The organism is Magnetospirillum sp., from assembly GCA_027532905.1.
Classification (GTDB): Bacteria; Pseudomonadota; Alphaproteobacteria; order CACIAM-22H2; family CACIAM-22H2; genus Tagaea.
This window is the reverse complement of the sequence record JAPZUA010000001.1, coordinates 391,677-405,841: the sequence shown is the minus strand read 5'-3', so window position 1 is coordinate 405,841 and position 14,165 is coordinate 391,677. Positions and strand designations below refer to the sequence as shown.

At 65.2% G+C, this 14,165-nt stretch carries 13 protein-coding genes; 9 read left to right on the top strand and 4 right to left on the bottom strand.

Annotated elements, in window-relative coordinates:
* Positions 1-2 precede the first annotated feature (2 nt).
* Positions 3-1,208 carry an efflux RND transporter periplasmic adaptor subunit gene (locus O9320_01935; GenBank protein MCZ8309584.1) on the bottom strand — a complete coding sequence of 402 codons (1,206 nt, stop codon included), beginning with the start codon at positions 1,206-1,208 and terminating at the stop codon, positions 3-5.
* Positions 1,209-1,406: 198 nt separating this feature from the next.
* Here O9320_01935 and O9320_01930 point away from each other — a divergent pair, with 198 nt between their 5' ends.
* The 9 genes from O9320_01930 (at position 1,407) to O9320_01890 (ending at position 11,628) form a co-directional block, all read left to right on the top strand.
* Entirely contained in the window at positions 1,407-2,270 is an 864-nt protein-coding gene (locus O9320_01930) for an FkbM family methyltransferase (protein MCZ8309583.1), read from the top strand.
* Between the two features lie 99 nt (positions 2,271-2,369).
* Complete coding sequence (locus O9320_01925) at positions 2,370-2,978, top strand: HupE/UreJ family protein (GenBank protein MCZ8309582.1); 609 nt, start codon at positions 2,370-2,372, stop codon at positions 2,976-2,978.
* 120 nt (positions 2,979-3,098) lie between these two features.
* Positions 3,099-3,446 (top strand): hypothetical protein, encoded by a 348-nt coding sequence (locus O9320_01920; protein MCZ8309581.1) that lies wholly within the window; start codon positions 3,099-3,101, stop codon positions 3,444-3,446.
* A gap of 215 nt (positions 3,447-3,661) precedes the next feature.
* Positions 3,662-4,435: a DUF5677 domain-containing protein gene (locus tag O9320_01915; GenBank protein ID MCZ8309580.1), complete on the top strand. Its 774-nt coding sequence runs from the start codon at positions 3,662-3,664 to the stop codon at positions 4,433-4,435.
* A gap of 586 nt (positions 4,436-5,021) precedes the next feature.
* Positions 5,022-6,593 (top strand): ABC transporter substrate-binding protein, encoded by a 1,572-nt coding sequence (locus O9320_01910; GenBank protein MCZ8309579.1) that lies wholly within the window; start codon positions 5,022-5,024, stop codon positions 6,591-6,593.
* Positions 6,594-6,618: 25 nt separating this feature from the next.
* Positions 6,619-7,590: an ABC transporter permease gene (locus tag O9320_01905; GenBank protein ID MCZ8309578.1), complete on the top strand. Its 972-nt coding sequence runs from the start codon at positions 6,619-6,621 to the stop codon at positions 7,588-7,590.
* Positions 7,587-8,465: an ABC transporter permease gene (locus O9320_01900; GenBank protein MCZ8309577.1), complete on the top strand. Its 879-nt coding sequence runs from the start codon at positions 7,587-7,589 to the stop codon at positions 8,463-8,465. The genes O9320_01905 and O9320_01900 overlap by 4 nt, the downstream gene beginning before the upstream one ends.
* Positions 8,462-10,183 carry an ABC transporter ATP-binding protein gene (locus tag O9320_01895; GenBank protein MCZ8309576.1) on the top strand — a complete coding sequence of 574 codons (1,722 nt, stop codon included), beginning with the start codon at positions 8,462-8,464 and terminating at the stop codon, positions 10,181-10,183. Before O9320_01900 ends, O9320_01895 begins: the two co-directional genes overlap by 4 nt.
* Positions 10,180-11,628, top strand: coding sequence for an amidohydrolase family protein (locus O9320_01890; GenBank protein ID MCZ8309575.1), 1,449 nt, complete (start codon positions 10,180-10,182; stop codon positions 11,626-11,628). The genes O9320_01895 and O9320_01890 overlap by 4 nt, the downstream gene beginning before the upstream one ends.
* On the opposite strand, the gene O9320_01885 is transcribed toward O9320_01890, so the two are convergent.
* Genes O9320_01885 through pxpB form a run of 3 tightly spaced genes read right to left on the bottom strand, consistent with a single transcriptional unit; the run spans position 11,625 to position 14,154 of the window.
* Positions 11,625-12,386 (bottom strand): 5-oxoprolinase subunit PxpA, encoded by a 762-nt coding sequence (locus O9320_01885; protein ID MCZ8309574.1) that lies wholly within the window; start codon positions 12,384-12,386, stop codon positions 11,625-11,627. The two genes, O9320_01890 and O9320_01885, sit on opposite strands and share 4 nt — an antisense overlap.
* A gap of 8 nt (positions 12,387-12,394) precedes the next feature.
* Complete coding sequence (locus O9320_01880; GenBank protein MCZ8309573.1) at positions 12,395-13,429, bottom strand: biotin-dependent carboxyltransferase family protein; 1,035 nt, start codon at positions 13,427-13,429, stop codon at positions 12,395-12,397.
* The gene (pxpB, locus tag O9320_01875) at positions 13,426-14,154 is read right to left on the bottom strand and encodes a 5-oxoprolinase subunit PxpB (GenBank protein ID MCZ8309572.1); all 729 of its coding nucleotides are present in this window, start codon (positions 14,152-14,154) and stop codon (positions 13,426-13,428) included. The genes O9320_01880 and pxpB overlap by 4 nt, the downstream gene beginning before the upstream one ends.
* Between the last annotated feature and the right edge of the window lie 11 nt (positions 14,155-14,165).

The window sequence follows — 14,165 nt, the reverse complement described above, 5'->3', positions numbered from 1 at the left end:
GTTCATGAAGGCGGGCGGGCGCCGCCGGGACGCCGCGCGCCCGGCTCGCTTTCGCCAGCGATCGCGACCGGTCCGCCATTGCGCAAGCGGTCCTGGCCGCCCAGCACCACGCGCTCGCCCGCCGCAAGCCCGGCAGCGATCGCGGTCGTGTCGCCCTCGCTCTGCAACGGGCGGATCGGCCGCATCTCGGCCGTCATGGCGGGACCAACGACAAACGCAAACGGTCCGTCGGGCCCGTACTGCACGGCCGATGAAGGCACCAGCACGGCATTGCTGACCGTACCCAGGCGCAGCCGCACATTCACGAAGCCGCCGGGCCACAGCTCCTGCGCTTCGTTCGGGAACACGGCTTTGAGCTTGATGGTGCCGGTCGCGGGATCGATTTGGTTGTCGACGAATTCCACGCGGCCGGTATCGAGTGCCGTGCCGTCGGCGCGAAGGGCGCGCACTTCGAGCCGCTCGCCTGCGCGCAGCTTCGTGTTGATCTCGGGCAGGCGCTGCTGCGGCAGCGTGAAGACGACGCTGATCGGCTGCAGCTGCGTGATGACGACGATACCGGCCGCATCGTTGGCGCGCACGATGTTGCCCGCGTCGACCACGCGCAAGCCGAGGCGCCCGGAGATGGGGGCGACGATGTTCGTGTAAGACAGCAGCACGCGTGCCGACGCGATCGCGGCATCGTCGGATTTGAGCAGCGCTTCGAACTGCGCCACTTGGGCGCGCGCCGTGTCGTATTGCTGGCGGCTCGCGAAATTCTGCTGCACGAGCGAGCTGAAACGCTCGAGATCGCGCTTGGCGTTGTCGAGCTGGGCTTGGTCTTGCGCGCGCTTGGCGATGGCCTGGTCGAGTTGGGCCTGGTAGCTGCGCGGATCGATCTGCGCCAACAGATCGCCCTCTTTCACATCCTGCCCCTCGCGGAAATTGAGGCGCATGAGCTGGCCGTCGACGCGGCTTGCCACTACGACCGAGTTGTAAGCCTGAACGGTGCCCAGCCCGTCGAGCGAAATCGCCAGATCGCCGACGCGCGCGGTTGCCACGCGCACGACCGGTGCCTGCGGGCCGCGGCGGGCGGCGGCCGCAGGGCCGGGTGCCGCTTCGGCTGCGGGCGCGCGCACGAACGGAATCGGCATATCCGTCGTCGAAGCCCACCAGCCAAGGCCGACAGACGCCGCCAGACCGACAGATGCGATCCACCACCGCGTTTTCATGCGTTCCGTTCTTTCGTCGCTTGCTGCTGCATGGCACAGAGAGTAGCGCAAACGCCCTGCGTTAAAAGCGGGCATTGCGTTTCCGATTGTCACAGTCGGTTACGGCGTGCAGCTGCTCTGTCGGGCTGACAGACGCACTCAAATCATATAGTTTTCAGAGCCCTAGCGCTAATCCCGCCCGCCTTGAAAGCTGTCCTGATGTATCCTCAATCGTTGCGCGCCCTGCTCAAGATCGACTGCCCGATCAAAATCGTCGATGTGGGCGCCAATCCGATCGACGGCAAACCGCCTTATGCCCCGTTGATGCAGGGTGGGAACACGCATGTCGTGGGCTTCGAGCCCAATCTCGAAGCACTCGCCGTGCTCGAGCAGCGCAAGGGCGCGGGCGAGACGTATCTGCCCTTCGTGATCGGCGACGGTGTGGCGCATACGCTCCATATCTGCTTTGCCCAGGGCATGACCTCGCTGCTGGAACCCAATCCCGACGTGCTCGACCTGTTCCACGGGTTCGAGCAATGGCGGCGCATCGTGCGCACGGAACCCGTGCAGACGAAACGCCTCGACGACATTCCCGAAACCGCCGGGTTCGATCTGCTCAAGATCGACATCCAAGGCGGCGAGCTTATGGCGATGCGCAATGCGGTGGAGCGGCTGCGCGATGCCGTGGTGGTGCAGACGGAAGTCGAGTTCGTGCAAATGTATCGCGGCCAGCCGCTGTTTTCCGACATCGACCAGTTTCTGCGCGCGCAAGGTTTCGTGCTGCACCGCTTCACGCCGTTGATGAGCCGCACGATCAAGCCGATGGTCGCCAACAACGACGCCTATGCGGGCCTCAGCCAAACCATGTGGAGCGACGCGATCTTCGTGAAGGATTTCGCCTATCCCGACCGCCTGACGCCGGGCCAATTGCTGCGCTTGGCCGCGATCGTGCACGATTGCTATCGCAGCTACGATCTGGCCCTTCACATGCTGCTGGCGCACGACAAACGCGAAGGCACTGCATACGGCCCGCAATTCCTCGCCGCCATCGCCGCCCAGAACGGCAAGATGGCAGCACCTTAGGATACCGCGTCGCAAGACCCATCTCGCAATTGCGTGCGGATGCGCTAGGATCACCGCATGTGAGTCGCGTGTGCGACCGAATTTTGTCAGGAGTAGCCCATGCGTTTTGCCCGAGTTGCCGCAACCGTCGCCGCCCCCATCGCCATCGCAATCGCCCTGATCCCGAGCCTCGCCCTGGCGCACGTTGGGGCGCATCCGGGGGCGCATTTCCATGTCGATATGGCCGACGGTTTTGCGCATCCGCTGGGCGGGCTCGACCATCTGCTGGCGATGCTGGGCGTGGGCTTGCTCGCCTGGCGCCTCGGCGGCCGCGCGATCTGGGCCGTGCCGACGGCGTTCGTGGCGCTGATGGCCGTGGGCGGCCTCGCAGGCTTCGCCGGGTTCGAACTGCCGTTCTTTGAGACAGGTATTGCCTTGTCGCTGGTGGCCTTCGGCGCGGCAATCGCCCTGCGCCAAAAGCTGCCGACGGCCGCCGCCGCCGCTTTGGTCGGCTTCTTCGCAATGTTCCACGGGTTCGCGCACGGCGCCGAATTGCCGGCCGCTGCCGGTGCGGCCGGTTATGCCGCAGGCTTCCTCGCGGCGAGTGCCATGCTGCATGTGGCCGGTATCGCGCTTGCGGCTTTCGCCGCCTCGGTTCGTCCGACGGCGGTGCGTTTCGGTGGGGCCGCGATGGCGGTTGCCGGCGTGGCCCTGCTGATCGGCGTGTAAACGCAAGCGACGTTGAGCGGCGGCATGGCCCATTGATCGGGGCGCGTGCCGCCGAAACCAGTCATAAGAAATCTTTCAGGCTTCGGACGCGGTTTCGCTGGGTTCTAGCTTGCCGCTGAAATGCACCATATTGCACCGTCGTCGTCAGGTGCATTATGGGTCGATCCGCAGGCCCATTGGCTTCGCGGCACTGGCGTGGTTTTCCCCAAAATTTTGGACAAAGCGCTGTGCGGCATCGAAGCACTGCGGGAGCGCTATGCTTCCCTGCAAAAGCTATCCGAGAGTGCGGTTCGGGTGCTCGCCTGCTTCCGTTCAGCATCGGAACAACGCCTGACGCCGGCGGGTCTCATGGCAGAAACCGGCTTAGTGCGGCGCACCGTCCAGAACGTGCTGGTTGCCCTTCTCAAGGCCGGCCTCATTCAACGCCTTGGCGCCGGTCGCGGCACCCGCTGTCAGTTGATTTTCTGAGCGACGCCGGTTCGACGTGAGCGCTGCCCCGAGCGCGCAGTTGGTGTCCGAGACTCCCCACCGCCCCGGCAGCTGGTCGGCGATGCAGTTTTATCAGTCGGCCTTGCTAAGCGGCGTGCCGTCGGAGCGGTTTCTCGATGGGGTATAGTGTCGCGAAGATTCTCGATTAAGTATAACTTCGCCGAAATGGCGAACCGAAGCTGTCGAGGACAAGGATGGCGACGATTGATTTCAGAGCAGACCCTAGATTTTCAGGCTGGTTCGCATTGGCGGACGAGTTGCTTAAGTTCTCCACCGAAGTGATGTTGACATCTACGGTCAAGCTGTCCGACGATTCAAAGCTGCTATCGTGGTGCGCATTCGCCCAATGTCGCGAGACGTTCGAGTCTACCTTGTGGCTCGCTGAGCGCGGAAAGGTAAACGACGTCCGCTCCCTCGCTAGGACCGCTGCGGAGCGAGCAATCGCCATCCGCGCGATCAACAAGGATGGGCAGTTCCTCGAAAAAATGGCTTCTGACTTCCGCTCAAAGCGGAAGAACATGGCGGCGACGCTCCGGGAGGGCGAGCGGGCCGACTGGCTGAACGCGGAGAACACCAAAAAGGTGGTTGAGTTTTTGCAGTCTCTCGCTAACGAGACAGCCGACGGCCTGAAATGGGAAGCGATCGCTCGGGAAAACCAACTCGATCACCTTTATCAGATGGTCTACAGGCCATTAAGCAACGATGGCGTACATTGCACATTGGACAGCCTTCAGCGGCACGTTGTCAAAGATGAGCATGGCCGAGTGAAAGAACTGCGGTACGGCCCAGATGACGAAGGAATAGACGACGCGCTGCGTGCCTCATGTACTGCGATGATGTTCGCCCTCGAGGGTATGTGCGAGGCCTTCCCACGGCCCGGCGGAGACGAGAAGATGAGGTCGCTGCTGGCGCAGTACAAGAAACTCGACGGCACACCGGAATCGACGGGAGGGCATACCAACAAATAAGCCTCCCAAATTCGGTCGGTTCGCGGCGGATCTCATTCTGCTCACTCGCTTGAGCGCCTGATTCGAATTGGCGGATTATGGGACTCAATACTTGTCTTTCCGTCGCGTCGCCCGACTTTGGCGTCCTTGTACAGGTAGCTTTGCAAATCCCCCTGTTTGAGCGTTGGCGCTGGAGCGTCATTTCAATTTCAAGTAACATTTCTTTTCTAAGCTAAATTTCTCTGTTCTTGAAATGAACCTTCTCCTGTGCTTGAATTGCGCATCTTGCGCCGGACCCTCCCCCGGCGCCGTGTGCTGTTTGAAAAGTGAATAAAGAGAATGGCCAAACGCGCCTTTTGGCGGGTTCGGAAACATGTAACCGAAATCGTCGCCGTGGTTACGTCCCTGCAACATCAAGGGGATAAATCGGCGACGGTCGCAGGTTGTCGCGCAAGGTAACCTATTTCGGGCGCGCGCCTTCGGGGCATGGTGCATCGTTTGCACGTAAATGGGATGGGGTTCTTGACAGCGGGCCGCTTCCAAGCGAACCCTGTCGGCATACAAACGTAAAAGCTGGGCAAACGTAAAAACCAGGGGGGTTCGGGAAATGACGATCTTCAAGACGCTGCTCGCGATCGGCGTTGCGGCAGGCGTGTCGGCGGCTTCGTCCGCGCAAGCGCAAACGCTGCGCTGGTCCTCGCAGGGCGACATCGCCACGATGGACCCCTATGCGCATACGGAGAGCTTCACCTCCAACATGCACCATCACATCTACGATCCGCTTGTGCGGCGCGACCGCAACATGCAGATCGAGCCCGCACTCGCGACGTCGTGGCAGGTGGTGGCGCCCAATCGCTGGCGCTTCAGCCTGCGCCGCGACGTCAAATTCCACGACGGCTCGCCGTTTACGGCCGACGACGTCGTCGCCTCAGTCACGCGCCTGCTCGATCCCACGGCGCGCGCGCGCGGCAACCTCGCCAATGTGACGGCGGCCGAGAAGGTCGACGATTTCACGGTCGACTTCGTGCTGCGCGGGCCCTATCCGCTGCTGCTGAACGACCTCTCCGGCATCTTCATCATGAGCCGCAGCTGGATGGCGCGCAACGACGCGCTTAAGCCCGGCAACATCACCACGGGCACCACCACCTACGCCTCGACCAACGCCAACGGCACCGGCCCTTTCAAGCTCGAAAGCTACCAGCCCGATTCGCGCACGGTCATGGTCGTCAACGACGCCTGGTGGGACAAGCCGCAGCATAATCTGAAGCGCATCGAGTTCCGCCCGATCCGCTCGGACGCCACGCGCGTGGCGGCCCTCCTGTCGGGCGAACTCGACATGATCGCACCGGCTCCCTTGCAGGATCTTGCGCGCATCGGCCAGGCGGCGGGCTTCAAGGTGGTCGAAGAACCGTCCTTGCGCCTCATCTTCCTCGGCATGAACTGGCGCCCCGAACTCTTCGCCGAACCCGGCAAGAAGAACCCGCTGCTCGATCTGCGCGTGCGCCAGGCTTTGTGGCACGCGGTCGATCTCGACACGATCCAGCGCCGCATCATGCGCGGCAAGTCGCGCACTGTGGGCGCCCTCGTGGCGCCGCCCGTGCCCGGCTACTCGGCGGATGTCGACAAGCCGCTCGCCTTCGATCCCGACCGCGCCAAAGCGTTGCTGACGGCGGCAGGCTATCCGAACGGCTTCAAAGTGGGCTTGGCTTGCCCCAACGACCGCTACATTGCCGACGAGCAGACATGCGTGGCGATCGCGGCCATGTGGACGCGCATCGGCGTGCAGGTCGATCTCAAGATCGAAAGCCGCACGACCTATTTCCCGAAGGTCGATCGCGGCGAGACCGACATGTACATGCTGGGCTGGGCCACGCTGCCGCCGATGGACACCTACAGCGTGCTGTCGGCGATCTTCGCCTCGCGCCGCGGCACGTTCGGCGGCAACAACCCGAACGGCCTGGTCGTGCCGCGCCTCGACGCGTTGGCCGACGCGGCCGGCACCGAGCTCGACGAGACCAAGCGGCGCGCAATGCTGACCGAGTCGCTGAAGATCGCGCGCGACGAAGCCTTGTTTATCCCGATCCACCAGCAGCCGGTCGCCTGGGCGATGCGCAACGCGCTCGACGTGCCGGTGTTCGCCGACGAGTATGTGCGGCTCTGGTTCGCGAACCTGAAGTGAGCGCCATCGGCCGCAACGGCCGCCGATGACGGGGGTTCTGCTCAACCGACTGGCCCAGGCGCTTTTGGTGATGGCGGCAGTGACCGCCATCGCCTTTGCGATGTTCCGCTATGTCGGCGATCCGGTGCTGATCATGTCGCGCGAGGACGCAACGCCGGCCGAGCGCGAGGAACTGCGCGCGGCACTCGGCCTCGAGGCGCCTGTGATCGTGCAGTATGCGAAGTTCGTCGGCCGCGTCGCCGTGGGCGATCTCGGCATCAGCTATCGCAACCAGCGTCCCGTGGCCAAATTGTTGGCCGAGCGCCTGCCCGCCACGCTCGAGCTTGTGGCGGTCGCGATGGCGATAGCACTCGGCCTCGGCATTCCGCTCGGCGTGCTGAGTGCGCTGCATCCCAAGGCTTGGTACGCGCAGGCGATCCAGGCCGTGTCGCTGCTCGGCATTTCGATGCCGACTTTCGTGACCGGCATTGGCCTTATCATGCTGTTCGCGGTGGGCTTGCGCTGGCTGCCGTCCTTTGGGCGCGGCGAGACGGTCGCACTCGGCTGGTGGACGACCGGGCTTTTGACGCCAAGCGGTCTGCGCTCGCTGGTGCTGCCGGCCGTCACGCTCGCCCTGTTTTCGATCACGCTGATCATGCGGCTCGTGCGCGCGGAAATGCGCGATGTTCTGGCCAGCGACTATATCCGTTTTGCGCGCGCGCGCGGCCTGCCGCGCCGCTACATCCATTTCACGCTCGCTTTGCGCAACGCGCTGATGCCGGTCATTACGGTCACGGGCCTGCAGGTCGGCTCGCTGATCGCGTTTGCGATCGTGACCGAGACGGTCTTCCAATGGCCCGGCATGGGGCTTCTGTTCATCCAGGCCGTGAGCTTCGTCGATATCCCGGTGATGGCGGCCTATCTGCTGTTCGTGGGCTTCCTGTTCGTCGCCATCAACATGACGGTCGATGTGCTCTACGCGATCGTCGATCCGCGCTTGCGCAGCGGTGCGCGGTGAAGCGTATTCCGAAAAGCGTGGCGATCGCAGGGGCTGTCGCGATTGCCCTCATCGCGACCGCGTTGCTCGCCCCGTGGGTGGCACCCGCCGACCCGACCGACATCGCCTCCTACAATCTGATCGATTCGGAATTGCCGCCGTCTTTCGTGGCCGGCGGCGAGGCGCGCTATTTTCTTGGCACCGACAATCAGGGGCGCGATCTTCTGTCGGCCATTCTCTACGGTGCCCGCGTCTCGATCCTGATTGGCGGCGGAGCCGTCGCACTTGCCGCCTTGCTCGGCGTGACGTTGGGGCTGATCGCCGGCTATTTCGGCGGCTGGATCGATGCCGTGATCATGCGCGTGGGCGACGTGATCTTGAGCCTGCCCACGATCCTGCTGGCTTTGCTGGTGAGCGGCCTTGCGCGCGCGTTGATCCCGAATGCCGCGTCGGCCTCGTGGGCGCCGTTCATCCTGATCGGCGCCATCGCGATCCACGAATGGGTGCAGTATGCGCGCACGGTGCGCGCGGCCACGATGGTCGAGGTGCAGCGCGAATATGTGCGCGCCGCCAAAGTCATTGGCCTGCCGCCTTTGCGCATCCTCGGTCGCCACATTCTGCCCAACGTGATGAGCAGCGTACTCGTGATCGCGACGATCAATCTGGCCGGCGCGATCCTCACCGAGGCGACTTTGTCGTTCCTGGGTGTGGGCATGCCGCCCACTTATCCCTCGCTCGGCACGCTCATCCGCATCGGCAACGAGTTCGTGTTCTCGGGCATCTGGTGGATCGCGTTTTTCCCGGCGCTTACGCTGGTGATCGGCGTGCTCGCCGTCAACATCGTGGGCGACTGGCTGCGCGACCGTTTCAATCCGAAGCTCCGGTCGCTCGCATGAGTGCCGCCGCCGCTTTGTCGATTCGCGGCATGCGCGTCGAATACCCGCTCGAAGACGGGCGCATCCTTGCGGCCGTCGACGGGCTCGATCTCGAAATCGCACAAGGCGAGATCCACGCGCTCGTCGGCGAATCGGGAGCCGGCAAAACCACGGTCGGCAACGCGCTGATGGGACTGCTCGACGCGCCCGGCCGCGTGGCGGCAGGCACCGTCGCGATCGCCGGGCACAATGTCGATTTCCGCACGGGCCGGGCCGCCGGCATCGTGCAGGGGCGCGATGTGGGTGCCATCTTCCAGGACCCGATGACGAGCCTCAATCCGCTCTTCACGGTCGAAAGCCAGATCGGCGAAACGCTGCGCTTCCATCTGGGGCTCGACCGGACGGCGGCCCGCGCGCGTACGCTCGAACTTCTGCGCGCCGTCGGCATTCCCGAGCCCGAGCGGCGCTTGAAGGCCTATCCCCATCAATTGTCGGGCGGCCAGCGCCAGCGCATTGTGATCGCCGCCGCCCTGTCGTGCGATCCCAAATTGCTGGTGGCCGACGAGCCGACGACGGCGCTCGACGTTTCAGTGCAAGCCCAGATCCTTGATCTCGTGCGCGCCCTCGTACGCGAGCGCGGCTTGGGCGTGCTGCTCGTCACGCACAATATGGGCGTGGTCGCCGAGATCGCCGACCGCGTCACCGTAATGCGCGGCGGCAAGGTCGTCGAAAGCGGCAAGGTCGCCGATGTGTTGACGCGGCCCCAGCACGCCTATGTGCAAGGCCTTGTGGCGGCCGTACCGCGCATCGATAAGCGCCTCGCGCGTTTCGCCACGATCGGCGACGAGACGGCGGGTGCGCAGGCCGCGCGCAGCGATCTGCGCACGCGCTACATGCGCCCGCGCGCCGAGAAGCTTCCCGACGCCATTCTTGAGGTCGCCAATCTCACCGTCGAATACGGCTCGGGCGGACTCTTGGGTCTCAGCCGAAAGGGCGGCTTCCGCGCGGTCGACGACGTGTCGTTTGCGGTCAAGCGCGGCGAGATTTTCGGCATCGTCGGCGAGTCTGGCAGCGGCAAGACGACGGTCGCCAACGCCGTCGCCGGACTTGTGCGTGCGGCTGCGGGCACCATTCGCTTTGCCGACCAAGCGATCGGCGACAAGCGGCCGCGCGCCTTGCGCGGGGCCATGCAGATGGTGTTCCAGGACCCGTACGCATCGCTGAATTCGCGGATGCGTATCGACGACGCGTTGGCCGAGCCGATGTTGTTCCACGGCGTGGCGCAAGGCCGCAGCGATGCCGATGCGCGCATCGCGATGCTGATCGAGGCCGTGGGTCTCGCATCCGATGCGAAGCACCGCTACCCGTTCGCGTTTTCGGGCGGCCAGCGCCAGCGCCTTTCGATCGCGCGCGCCCTTGCGGCCGAACCGCAGCTCGTGGTGTGCGACGAGCCCACCTCGTCGCTCGACGTTTCCGTGCAGGCGCAGATCCTCAACCTGCTCAAGGATCTGCGCGACGCCACGGGCCTCACGCTGCTGTTCATCTCGCACGATCTCGCGGTCGTGCGCCAAATGTGCGACCGCGTCGCCGTCATGCAAGGCGGGCGCATCGTCGAAATGGCGGATTGTGAGACGTTGTTCTCGAACCCGCAGCACACCTACACCAAACGCCTGCTGTCGCTCGTGCCCAACGTCGCGCGCATCGGCAACCGTCTCGAACCCACAGGAGCCGCTTTATGATCGATCTGCTTGTCGCAAACGGCGTTGTCGCCACGCTCGACCCTTCGCGCACCGTCTACGACGATGGGGCGGTCGCGATCGCGGGCGACCGCATCGTCGATGTCGGCCCCAGCGACGTGCTCAAGGCCCGCCACACGGCCAAACGCACGATCGACGCAAAGGGCAAGGCCGTGTTGCCGGGCCTCATCGACGCGCATGCGCATGCGGGCCACGGCCTCATCAAAACGATGGGTGGGGGCAATTCGAAGCTTTGGTACGACGCCTGCGGCCAGGCCTACACGGTCGGTTCCACCGACGCGTTCTGGTTCGCCGAAGCGCAGCTTGCCGCCCTCGAGCGCCTGCGCTTCGGGGTCACGACCGGCGTTTCGCTGCTCGGCGGCGGCGACACGATCATGCGCACCGACGAGCCGTCCTATGGGGCCGCGCACTGCCAGGGCGTGCTCGGGGTGGGCACGCGCTCGGTCGTGGCCGTGGGCTCGACGCGCCCGCCGCATCCGCGCACCTATGCGCGCTGGAACGGCAACGTCAAAACCGAACGCCAGGTCAGTTTCGAAGACCAGTTTACCACCTGTGAAAGTCTGATCGACGCGTGGCACGGGGCGGGCAACGGGCGCATCGGCATCGCCATCATCACGCCGACCTTACGGCCCGAACATCTCGACGAGCTGCCAGCCGCCGAGATTTCCGCCGCCATCGACCAAGCCAAAAAGATGCGCGATCTGAGCCGCAGGCGCGGCGTGATCTTCACGCAAGACGGCCACACCAAGGGCAGCGTCGCCTTCGCGCACAGCCACGGCCTGCTCGGCCCCGATGCGCTGCTCTCGCATTCGACCGATCTCACGGACGAAGAAATCGCGATCTGCGGCCAGACCAAAACCGCGATCGCGCACAATCCGAGCGCCATCGCCTCGGTCTACGGGCGGTGTCCTGCCCCCGAACTCATCGAGGCGGGGGCCACGGTGGCGCTGGGTTCAGACGGCACGGCGCCCGACCGCTCGGGCGACATGTTCCGGCATATGCAGCAATGCATGCACTACCATCGCCGCCATTTCCGCGACGCGGGCGTGCTGCCGCCGGGCCGCGTGCTTGAAATGTGCACGATCGACGGTGCGAAGGGTCTCGGCATGCAGGACCAGATCGGCTCGCTCGAGATCGGCAAGAAGGCCGATCTCACGCTCGTCGATCTGCGCCGCGCGCACATGTATCCGGCCAACATGCCGCTCTACCGCGTCGTATGCTTCGCCAACGGCAACGATGTCGACACGGTCATCGTCGACGGCGTGGTCGCACTCGAAAACCGCAAAGCCATGCTGGTGGACGAAGACGCGATCCTGGACGCTGCCCAGCGCGAAACCGAGCTCTTGGTCGAGCGTTTGGGCCTGCAGTCCCTCTTGGAGACGCCCGCACATTTCTGGCGCGCGGTGCGGGCACCCAAAGACAGCTAGGCGGCGAAGCGCGCGATCTTCACGCCTGCTCCAACAAGCGTGCGGCGTACGGCCTGCGCCATGGCGACGGCACCGGGGGAGTCGCCGTGGATGCACACCGTGTCGATGCCGAGTGCAAGCTTCTTGCCCGAGACGCTGACGATCGCGCGCGCTTCGACCATCGCCAGCACGCGGGCGGCCACTTCTTCGGGGTCGTGCAGCACCGCGCCCGGCTTCTTGCGCGATACGAGCGTGCCGTCGTCCTCGTAGGCGCGGTCGGCGTAGATCTCGCGCGCGAGCGGCAGGTTGGCGCGCTCGCCCGCGCGCTCGAGGGCGGTCAGCGGAATCACCACGAACACGAGATCGCGGTCGACGGCTTTGATTGCGGCGGCAAGGGCGGTCGCCATCGCGTCGTCCACGCAGGCCATGTTCGACAGGGCGCCATGCGCCTTCACATGCGTGACCTTGTGGCCGGCAAGTGCCGCCGTCGCCTGCAATGCGCCGATCTGGTAGGCGACCATTGATTCGATTTCGCGCGCCGTGAGGCCTTGGATCTGGCGGCGGCCGAAGCCTTGCAGATCGTGGAAGCCGGGGTGCGCGCCGATCGCGACACCGCGCGCCTTGGCGCGCTCGACCGTGGCGCGCATCTCGTCCGGGTCGCCCGCATGGAAGCCGCAGGCGACGTTCGCACTCGTCACGATGTCGAGCATCGCCGCATCGTCGCCCATGCGCCAGGCGCCGAAGCTTTCGCCCAAATCGCTGTTGAGATCGACCTGCATCGTGCTTCCTATTCTTTGTGGGTCCAAGGCTGCGGATCGAGGGCGTTGACGGCGGCACCCGCAAGATTGGCGGCGAGCAGCGCTTCGCTCGTCGGCAACGGGCGAGCGGCAGTTTCGCGCGCGAGCGGCAGGGTCGCAAGCTTTTGCCGCCAAAGGCGCGTTATGCGCTGCGCGTCGTCGATGGGGACGGCCGCAAAGCGCACACTCGTCCCAGCGGGCGTTTGTGCAAAGCGGCCGAGATCGGCCGAGACGATCGCGGCGATTTTGGGATAGCCACCGGTCGTACCCCGGTCGGCCATCAGCACGAGCGGCTGGCCGTCGCCGGGCACTTGGATCTGGCCAAGCGCGATACCGTCCGACACGATGTTGTGGCCGCGCGCAGCCGCGATTTTGGGCCCGAGCAGGCGATAGCCCATGCGGTCGGAAGCGGGCGAGACCTGCCATTCGGTGCCCAAAAATTGCGCAACGGCCGCCTCGCCGAACCAATCGTCCTGCGGGCCCAGCACCACGCGGATCGGCGATGGGTCCGGCGGCGGCAGGGCCAAGCGCCAGTCGCCCGCAAGCGGATCGGCCGTGGCGACCTCGAGCTTGTCGCCGGCGGAGAGCGGGCGCGGCAGCGGGCTGCCGAGATCGGCGCGCGCATGAACCGAAAAGCTGCCGAACATCGGCGTGCCGGCAATGCCGCCCGCGACGCCGAGATAGCTGAATACGCCGCCGCGTGCCGCCCCGAGGCTCAGCGCCTCGCCGGGCGCCAGCAAGAAGCTCTCGCCCAAAGCAATGCGCCGATTGCCGATGTCGGCCGCGCGTGCGGCACCGGCAAGGGCGAGGCGCACGGGCGCGTTTTCGCCCGCAAAGCGCGCCGGAAACGGGCCGATCTCGACGACCGGCGCTTGTGCTGCATTGCCGACGAGCGCGTTGGCGGTCTCGTGTGCGGTGCGGTCCATGGCTCCGGCCGAGGATAGGCCGTAGCGCAGGAACCCGAAGCGCCCACCATCCTGCACGGACGTGGCGGGGCCTGCGGCATCGATGCGCAGCACGCTCATGCCGGCACCAACTCGGCCACTGGCAGCCCGCGCACCGCATCGCGCTCAAGGGCAGGCCAGTCGCGCGCTTCGATCGCGTGGAAGCGCACATTGTCGCCGGGCGCCATCAGGAACATCGGTTCGCGCGACGGCAGGAAATTGCGCATCGGCGTGCGGCCCAACACATGCCAGCCGCTGGGTGCCGCTTGGCACTGCACGCACGCCTGCACGCCGCCTATCATGATCGCCCCCGGCGGCGTTACGGCGCGCGGAGCCGCCCGGCGCGGGGTTGCGATCGTTTGATCGAGCCCGCCCAGATAAGCAAAACCCGGCGTGAAGCCGATCATGTAGATGCGATAGGTCGCCGCTTGGTGGCGCTTGGCGATTTCCGCTGGCGACATATTGTGCGTGCGGGCGACGTCTTCGAGATCGAAGCCCATCTCGCCGCCATAGACGACGGGGATGCGCCAGCATCGCCCCGATGCGGCGTGCGGCTTTGCGGTTTCGGCAAGGGTGCGCAGCGTTTGCGACAGCGACGCGAAATCGGCCGCGACCGGATCGTACTGCACGAACAGCGACCGATAGGTCGGGATCGTTTCGATCACGCCCGGCAGCTTTGCAGCATCCACGTCGGCATCGAGCCCGAGGACGCGCGCATTGAGATCGGGATCGACCGTGTCGCCGAACTCGACCGTCAATGCGGCATCGCCGCACGGGCGAATGCGAAACGCAAGGGGCAGCGCCATCGCGCGGACCC

Bases quoted from the DNA above. Each gene is read 5' to 3' on its own strand.
- O9320_01935 (MCZ8309584.1), bottom strand. From the start codon at position 1,208: ATGAAAACGCGGTGGTGGATCGCATCTGTCGGTCTGGCGGCGTCTGTC.
- O9320_01930 (MCZ8309583.1), top strand. From the start codon at position 1,407: ATGTATCCTCAATCGTTGCGCGCCCTGCTCAAGATCGACTGCCCGATC.
- O9320_01925 (MCZ8309582.1), top strand. From the start codon at position 2,370: ATGCGTTTTGCCCGAGTTGCCGCAACCGTCGCCGCCCCCATCGCCATC.
- O9320_01920 (MCZ8309581.1), top strand. From the start codon at position 3,099: ATGCACCATATTGCACCGTCGTCGTCAGGTGCATTATGGGTCGATCCG.
- O9320_01915 (MCZ8309580.1), top strand. From the start codon at position 3,662: ATGGCGACGATTGATTTCAGAGCAGACCCTAGATTTTCAGGCTGGTTC.
- O9320_01910 (MCZ8309579.1), top strand. From the start codon at position 5,022: ATGACGATCTTCAAGACGCTGCTCGCGATCGGCGTTGCGGCAGGCGTG.
- O9320_01905 (MCZ8309578.1), top strand. From the start codon at position 6,619: ATGACGGGGGTTCTGCTCAACCGACTGGCCCAGGCGCTTTTGGTGATG.
- O9320_01895 (MCZ8309576.1), top strand. From the start codon at position 8,462: ATGAGTGCCGCCGCCGCTTTGTCGATTCGCGGCATGCGCGTCGAATAC.
- O9320_01890 (MCZ8309575.1), top strand. From the start codon at position 10,180: ATGATCGATCTGCTTGTCGCAAACGGCGTTGTCGCCACGCTCGACCCT.
- O9320_01885 (MCZ8309574.1), bottom strand. From the start codon at position 12,386: ATGCAGGTCGATCTCAACAGCGATTTGGGCGAAAGCTTCGGCGCCTGG.
- O9320_01880 (MCZ8309573.1), bottom strand. From the start codon at position 13,429: ATGAGCGTGCTGCGCATCGATGCCGCAGGCCCCGCCACGTCCGTGCAG.
- pxpB (MCZ8309572.1), bottom strand. From the start codon at position 14,154: ATGGCGCTGCCCCTTGCGTTTCGCATTCGCCCGTGCGGCGATGCCGCA.